General features: G+C 28.5%; 8 protein-coding genes. All 8 read left to right on the top strand.

The genetic code is table 11. The annotated features are described in order from the left end of the window. The coding region (locus AJN58_RS03770; protein ID WP_070291990.1) for a bacteriophage T4 gp5 trimerisation domain-containing protein at window positions 1-714 on the top strand (714 nt) is incomplete at its 5' end. Beyond that, complete coding sequence (locus tag AJN58_RS03775; protein WP_070232948.1) at window positions 714-2,705, top strand: DUF6402 family protein; 1,992 nt, start codon at window positions 714-716, stop codon at window positions 2,703-2,705. The genes AJN58_RS03770 and AJN58_RS03775, both read left to right, overlap by 1 nt. A 166-nt stretch (window positions 2,706-2,871) precedes the next feature. Next, window positions 2,872-3,318, top strand: a complete 447-nt coding sequence (locus AJN58_RS03780) for a hypothetical protein (RefSeq protein WP_169313244.1) — start codon at window positions 2,872-2,874, stop codon at window positions 3,316-3,318. A 181-nt stretch (window positions 3,319-3,499) separates the two neighbouring features. After that, window positions 3,500-3,943, top strand: a complete 444-nt coding sequence (locus tag AJN58_RS03790) for a hypothetical protein (RefSeq protein ID WP_002789078.1) — start codon at window positions 3,500-3,502, stop codon at window positions 3,941-3,943. An 84-nt stretch (window positions 3,944-4,027) separates the two neighbouring features. After that, window positions 4,028-4,771, top strand: coding sequence for a lysozyme inhibitor LprI family protein (locus AJN58_RS03795; RefSeq protein ID WP_070232946.1), 744 nt, complete (start codon window positions 4,028-4,030; stop codon window positions 4,769-4,771). An 89-nt stretch (window positions 4,772-4,860) separates the two neighbouring features. Further along, the gene (locus AJN58_RS10315) at window positions 4,861-5,577 is read left to right on the top strand and encodes a lysozyme inhibitor LprI family protein (RefSeq protein ID WP_250535473.1); all 717 of its coding nucleotides are present in this window, start codon (window positions 4,861-4,863) and stop codon (window positions 5,575-5,577) included. Continuing rightward, window positions 5,577-7,913, top strand: a complete 2,337-nt coding sequence (locus AJN58_RS10220) for a hypothetical protein (protein ID WP_250535474.1) — start codon at window positions 5,577-5,579, stop codon at window positions 7,911-7,913. The genes AJN58_RS10315 and AJN58_RS10220 overlap by 1 nt, the downstream gene beginning before the upstream one ends. Window positions 7,914-7,980: 67 nt before the next feature. Then, a partial coding sequence (locus AJN58_RS03815; protein ID WP_410002396.1) for a bacteriophage T4 gp5 trimerisation domain-containing protein occupies window positions 7,981-8,273 on the top strand: 293 nt, incomplete at its 3' end.

The following is an 8,273-nucleotide window of genomic DNA, read 5'->3' on the forward strand; positions in this document are numbered from 1 at the left end:
AAAGAACAAATTTATTTAAAAGCCCAAAAGGATTATGATGAATTAGTCCAGCATAATTTCACTCAAAGAATCTTAAATGATAAAGATTCTATAGTGGATGGAATTTATAATGAAAGGATTAAAAAGATTCATACTCAAACCATAGACTTAGCTAAAAATGTCAATGTAGGAGGAGAATACTTAACTAATGTAGGCTTATCTAAAGATACCATAGTAGGATTAAGCAATACCTTAAATGTAGGAGTAGATAATAAAGTAAGAGTGGCTAAAAACTCTCATGAATATGTAGGAGAAAACAAAGATATAGAAATAGGTGCTAATCAAAATACCATCATACATAAGGATGAGACAAGAAATGTGAAGGGAAATAAAAAGGAAGTGGTTGAGGGGCATTATGATATTAATATAAAAGAAACATTAAAAATCCAAACAGAAAAAGAGACTTCTATAAGAAGCAAAAATAATCTACTAATCACCACCAATGCTTCAATGGGCTTTGAAACAGATAAAAATAATACCTTTGTATCTGATAATTCATTATCGCAAACAAAAACAGATTATGAAGTAAAAGCAGGCAATCAAATCCTCCACCAAGTAGGCGATACTCAAATTGTTACTAAGGGAGATTATGTGATTATTAAAGCAGGTGGAGTTGAAGTAGTGATAGATTCTAATGGGCTTGTGGTCAAAGGTGGAGAGATTAGGGCAGAGTAATGGAAGCACTTAATCAAAAAAATAGTTTAAATATTAGGCTTTTAAGTTCTAATAATATTCTTCTGCATAATCAAGAATTTAAGCTTTATGAAATAGCACAGGGCAATAAAAATGAAATCAAGACTATTTTTACAACCAATAGAATGGGGGAAGCTCATTTAAATGCTAGTGAAATTTTTAGTAAAGAAGCACAAAGCTTTGAATTAATTTTAAACCAATCTAGTATTTATAAAAACAAACCCATCTATAATCATAGATTTTTATTAAGAAGTTATGAGTATGGGCATTGGTGTGAAATAAAATTTGAAAGAAAGGCAGATAAAGGCTCTATAAACTCTATTAGGCTAAAATCCAAAGAATTTACCTTAGAAAATAATGAAAAAATAGTGCGTAATTTCTATACTTTTGGTGATATAGTAGAATTTGAAGCTATTTATGAGGATGCAAAAATCAAAGAAGAGCAAATTAAATGGGGTTATGTTTTTATTCAGGATAAAAACACCTTAGATAAGTTAAACAAAAACCAATTAACTAATGACAAAAAGGAAAGTTCTTTATTTGATGAAGAAATTTTAAAAGATTGTTTTTATATTGAAAAAGAAGAAGATAAAGCCCTATTATCTTCTTCTATCATTTATAGACATTTAGAAAACAACAAAGCTTATTGTGGAAAACATCTTAGTTTGCAACTACCAAACCCTAAAGACACACAAGAGCAAAAAACACTATTAGTCTTTGCTTATAAAGAAACACCCAATTATAATGCCTCTTATCTTATAAGAATTAATGATTATCCACAAATTACCATTGATTGCACTCTAGCAGAAACACTAAGGGCACATACAAACAAAGATGAAATCTCAAGGCTTGGTTGGGGGGTAAGCTATATCTGTCAAAGATTATGGCATGATAATCCAAGTGATGCTAAAGAATTAAAAGATTTAACCTTTAGAAGCTCTACTTCACAAGATTTTATAGATACTATCCCTAATGAAACAATGAAAACAATAGTAAAGGAGATATTGCCTAGAGTAGAGATGCAACAATTAAAGACTGACAACACAAAATCAAGAGATAAAGCAAGATTTTATGCGGAATTAGATTGGGATAGTTTTTATATGAAGTTTCCTATAATGCAAGAGCTAAAGGGCGAGTATATGAATCTCAAAAAGCTTTTTGGAGAAGAATCTGATTTTCAAAAACAATTCGAAGATTTTCTTAATGATGCTTTACTAGATATAAAAAACATTAAAAACACACAAGAATATACAATGGCACTCAATATCCAAGCAATGAAAGAGAATAAGACGAAGAATGCAGAAGTCTTTAAGCTATATAAAAAAGAGGAAACACTCCCAGAAACTCATAAAGCTATAAAAGACTTACAAAAACCATCAGATATTATCGATAATAGTTTATATTTTCAAAGGTTTGATATAAAAAATGATGTGTTTTTACCGCATTTAGGCTTAAGTAAATTTGATGCATTTTCATTGCAAAACTCCATACAACATGAAAAAGAAGTTTTAGATAAATTCCACTCTAACCCAAAATACAAGCAGAATTTTGCTCTATACTCTATCGCAGGGGCTTTTAATATCTTATATATACCAAGCCTTATACAAATCACGAGAGTTACAAGATTCTATAATTACCATTCTTTATATGCTGCGTGCAAAAAGGTGCGTGCTTTTATCATTGATACTGTGAATTTTAATAATAATGGTAGCGATCAGCCTATTGGGGCATGGGATTATGAGAAGGTAGGATTTGATTTATATAATTCGATAATGCAATACCGAAATACAAAATTTCATTTTAAATATACCTCACCAAAATCATTCTTATTTCCCTTATATAATTCAGACTTTCTAAAAACAAAACAGTATTTTAATCTAGGCTTAGATTTCTTTTTATATAGCTCTACATTTTTGGATATGGATTTTAGTCATACGCAAATGCAAGATACTGCTTTTATAGTGGGGAAGTAAGATGTTTTTTGCTGGTGGTGATTATGAGCCTTTTATATATGGGCTTAGTCTTATTGCATACTATTTTCTACCCCTTTATTGTCTGACGCTTTTATTGTATAAATATAAGCCTCAATATGTGAATCTTACTCTACATATTGGAGCTTCAGTGTTGTTATACTTAGCTATGTGGGTAATATTTGTCGATACAACTATTATCAGCCTTTTTGAAATTTTTCAAATGTTTTTAATCCCCATTATCTTGCAAATTATACATCTTACCTTTATACTCTATGCTATTATCTATACTTATTTTGATATGCAAAAGATTTCATTTACAAAGAGACTAGGCAGATATATCGTTTCATTTTTTATTGGGATTGGACTACTTATCCTTTCTTTTGTAATGATGTATGCTATTGGATATTATATCAGCTCATGGTGTGATAGATATTATCTTAAAATCGATGAGAGAAATGAGGCGATTCGCACTATAACTTTTTATGTTCTTGTTGTGGTTTTTCCCAGTATAATTGCACTACTCCTTAGCTATATCCTCTATAAAAATCATAAGTCATTTTTTACTAAGATTCTATATAGAATCTTATCTATGATAGGCAAGGACAAACCATAATGCAAAAACTTATATATCAAAACCACGACTACCAACAAATACAAATCCAACAAACACAGAAACATTTCAATCTTGGTTGTGATTTTATAGTTGCAAGCAAAGGTTTTAAAAATATTAAGATTCCAAATAATTTGGATACAAAGAATCTATTGAGGATTATAGTAAAAAGTGAGGCGAGATAATGACTGATGGATTTGGGTTTTTAGCATATGTCTTTACATTGCCTGTATTGATTCTTGGTGGTATATCTTATGTATGTATAGTATTTTTGATAAGATTTCAAAGCTTTTGTGGGTTTGTATGTTCAAAAAGTTTTTGGATTGCTTGGCTTTTTTCATATTATTTATTATTTTTGATTATCTGCATTACTTGTGAATGGGAGTTATTAATAATGTATATCTGTGGTATTTCTTTACCTTTGGTATATTTTTTAAGAAAATTTTTTATGCAATCACATTCAAATCTAGCTCTAAACGAATTTTCATTATGGATTATCCCAATGAGTATTTTCTCTCTTTGTATTCATAGTAGCCTGTGCGTTGCTATTGCATGGATGTTAATATTTTTTCAAACAAATTATGATACCCAAACACTTCAATCTTGGCTTAGATTTCTTTTTATATAGCTCTATATTTTTAGATATTGTGCTAGAGGAGTAGTTATTATGTTTGAAGCGACAAAAAATACAGAGTAAATTAAAGGAGTTCTTATGCAAAAGTTTTTAATAGTTTTAGGATTGTGTTTAATGTTAGCCATTAGTGCTAATGCACAATCCCCAAAAGAAGCCAAACCTAGTTTTGATTGTGCTAAAGCAAGTACAAAAGTAGAAAAGATGATTTGTAATGATAAAAGTGGGGAGTTACAAAAACTTGATAGATTGTATTCTAAACTCTATTTTTCAATACTAAAGAGTATCCCTAAAGATACAAAAGAGGGGCAAAAAACAAGAGAAAAACTGAAATATTTTAATCACTCTGTTATGAGTAATAGAAATATATTTCAATGCTATTTTGTTGCACCATTTGAGACAAAAAAACAAGAAGACCGTCAGTCTAATTATTGCATAAAACAAATTTATTTAGAAGCGATTGCTACTTTAGCTTTTAAAATGATAGATAGTGGAGTTAATAGAGAAAGATGGGGCTTTAATGAAAGAGTGAAAGATTTTGTTGTCCCAATTGAAAACTCTAATGGAACCTACGATATGAACGTAGGGTTTTTATCCAATTATAATCTATTTAACAATTTTTTTGAAAACACTACTCAAAGCATTGTTATAGATTTTATGGCTTACAATATTATGCAGTGGAATTACTTTCTTGTAGATGTTCGGATTAATGAAGCAAATGCAGATTTATTTGATGAAGCGGTAGAAAAATATAAAATATACTATGAGAAGCTCTATCAAGCTTTTACAAAAGATAAAAAACTTAATAAATTATTAGGAAACTAAATGCCAATTAAGACAACAAATTTAAGCTATGAGGAATTTAAAAGCTTACAAATAAATAAAATTAATTTCTATTTAAAGGAGGAGTTCTTATGCAAAAGTTTTTAATAGTTTTAGGACTGTGTTTAATGTTAAGCATTAGTGCTAATGCTCAATCTCCAGAAGAAGCTAAACCTAGCTTTGATTGTGCTAAAGCAAAAAGTAAGGTTGAAAAGATGATTTGTAATGATGAAAGTGGGGAGTTGCAAAAACTTGATAGATATATGGCAAAGACATATAAAGAACTAAGACAGAATCTAAACAAAAATGAGCAAAATAAGCTTTTAACATCGCAACGATTATGGCTTCAAACCCTAAATCAATGCAAATCTAAAGAATGTGTAAAAGAGCTTTTGCAAAATAGAGTTGGAGAATTGCAAAATTACACAGCACACACGGGCAATGTGTGGCTTGGGACTTATACATTACAAGAAAATCTTTATATGGGGAGCTTTACAATAAAAAAGTGTGATAAGTTTAATATTTGTGAAGCTAGATATGAGGCTATCCTAAATAAAAGTGAATTTAATGATATGCACGAATGCGATATAACTTTGAAATTACAGATAAAATCTCAACAAGAAGCTATAGCTTTAAATGATGATAAGGATTTTGCAAATTGTAAAATTTATATTAGGAAAAATCAACAGGGTATTGTATTTATAAGAGATGAGAAAGTATTTAATTCACCCGATTATTTTTGTAGCACAATGTGTGGCAACCAAACGATATTTGAGTGGGGAGATATCTATAAAAAGGAAATGCAATAATGCTTTATGATGTTAAAAAATTAAATGAAAATGATTATAAAAAAGAATGTGCAAAGCTTCTTATTGCTTTTGAAAATTCAAATTATAAACAAGAAAATGCTATACATATTGCAGGCAATGTAACTATTGGATATGGACTTGATTTAAAGACAGGAAATAATCCAAAGTTACTTTTAGAAGGGTATTTACCAGATGATTCTAAAAAACTTAAAATAGGAGATGAAGAATTAACTTTTTATGAAATTATAGAGAAATATAGAGCCAATAAGGCAGGTTTTACAGACCCAAAGATAGCAAAAGGTTATTTACAAAATAAAGTGTTTAATTTTTCGCTTACGCAAGAACAAGCCCAAGAAATTTTGGAAAGAACCTTTGATTCATATAAAAAGTATATATCACAATATATTGGCGATAACTTGTTGGAATATAGTCAAGAAAAAGCTTCCTTGGTTTCTTTACATTATCATGGCAGATTTAATAATATCAAAGATAATATTCGAGATTCTATTATCAAAAATTCGAGATTCCTATTGTGGTTTTTAATACGATACAAAACTAACCCAAAAAACTTTATTCCATTTCTTATTAGGGCTTGCGATGAAGCCGATATTTATCTATCTAATCCAAATATTAATAAAATAAGTCTTATTTTTGATGTGTTTTCTTACTTAAATATCAAAAGGGAAATAATTAAATATAGAATACATAAAATCAATACAAATAGAACAAGCTCCAAACAAGTTCATAAACAAGATACACTATATAATTTAGCACTTTGGTATGAAAACGATTTAGATTTTATACCTTATCAAGATTATATTATCGATTTAAAAAAAATTCAAAAACTTAAACCAATTTCACAACTTACCAAAAAGCCCATAAATGATATTGTTGCAACCCTTAAGCCTCATTTAGATTACCTAAACACCCTCACTCAAAAAAATTTTAGCTTAGATAATATTTATTGTATTGCTAATTATTGTGAGAATTTAGGTGCTAATAAATTGGATAATGTTACCTTGCTTAATAAAACTTTAAGACAAAAGTTTGAAAAACTAGAAGCAAATACACCCCATAATATTCTTATCCTCTATCCAAATCCTACTCCATCTATTATACAAATAAAACAACCTAAAAATACTTTTATTACCCTACTTATAGGAGCAAAAGCAAAAATAGATTGCACTAAATTGATAGAAGATCAATGTGAGCTAATGTATTTAAAATATGATCCAACACAAGAAGAACAACAAGCAATTAATCCACAAGCTTTTTCTTGTAGCACCCAAGAAGAACTTATTTTAAAAAAAGAAAATGAAATATACTTTAAAACAGTAAAAAACAATATATCATATTTTATTAATAAAAACGATGGGATTTTAAAAGTTGCTCTTACTAGCAATGAAGAAAATGCTATAGAATTATACAGTTTTGCTAAAGAAAATCAATTTAAAATTTTACAAGATAAAGCTTCAAAGATGCTAAAAATCTATTTAAAACTAGAAAGATATAGTAGCGAAGAGATTTTATTACATAGAGGGGGAAATTTTGAATTAACACTTAATAATCTTAAGATTTTAGATAAAAATGGAAACAATTATGAAACCATCACTAAAATATTTCTTCATAATTGTGAGAATAGAAGGATTTATGAAAGTTTAAAATTAGAGTATCAAGAAGGCATTTATAAGAGTAGTTTTAAGATTGATTTAATTTTAGATGAAAACTCTTCTTTTTTTAAAAGAGCTACAAAATGTATTATAGCTACAAAAACCTTAGAAGGCTTTAGCACAAGTCAAATGCACAAAATTGGAAATGTAGCAATAGTCTCTTTAAGTTCTGCAGATAAGAAAGGTGGAAGCTATACTTTTACAAATAAAGTAAGCATGCAAGATTTTGGAGAAAATCTTTATTTAGATGCCGAGATAAATGGATATGAAAAACAAATCAAAAATTCAAGAAAGAATTTATATATCACAGGTATGCAAGCTTATAAAGACAAAGAACAGCAAAATACTACTGATAAAATCCCTTACAATGAAACTATTTTTATTAGAGCCTGCTTAAATAATGAGGAGAAATTTTTCTTCGATGAGACAATTAAATGGGCATATTGTGTAAAAAAAGAAGAGGAATTAGAATGCAATCAATCTAAAATTAAGATTTTAGAAAATCTTCAAGGAAATGATATAGCCTTTAATACTTCTATGCTTTCACAAAATGATAGGAATATACTTTATAATATAAATGAAAAATATCAATTAATCTTATTTGCTTATTTTAATAAACCTGCTTTTAAAACAACACAAGGAATAACGCATTTAGTGTTAAAATGACTAAAGATTTAAATTATGCAAAAAAGCCATTGAACTTACCCTCTCAAATATAAAAGATAAAGAACAAATTTATTTAAAAGCCCAAAAGGATTATGATGAATTAGTCCAGCATAATTTCACTCAAAGAATCTTAAATGATAAAGATTCTATAGTGGATGGAATTTATAATGAAAGGATTAAAAAGATTCATACTCAAACCATAGACTTAGCTAAAAATGTCAATGTAGGAGGAGAATACTTAACTAATGTAGGCTTATCTAAAGATACCATAGTAGGATTAAGCAATACCTTAAATGTAGGAGTAGATAATAAAGTAAGAGTGGCTAAAAACTCTCATGAATATGTAGGAGAAAACAAAGA

Source organism: Campylobacter sp. BCW_4321 (assembly GCF_001763075.1).
In the GTDB taxonomy this organism is placed as follows: Bacteria; Campylobacterota; Campylobacteria; order Campylobacterales; family Campylobacteraceae; genus Campylobacter_D; species Campylobacter_D jejuni.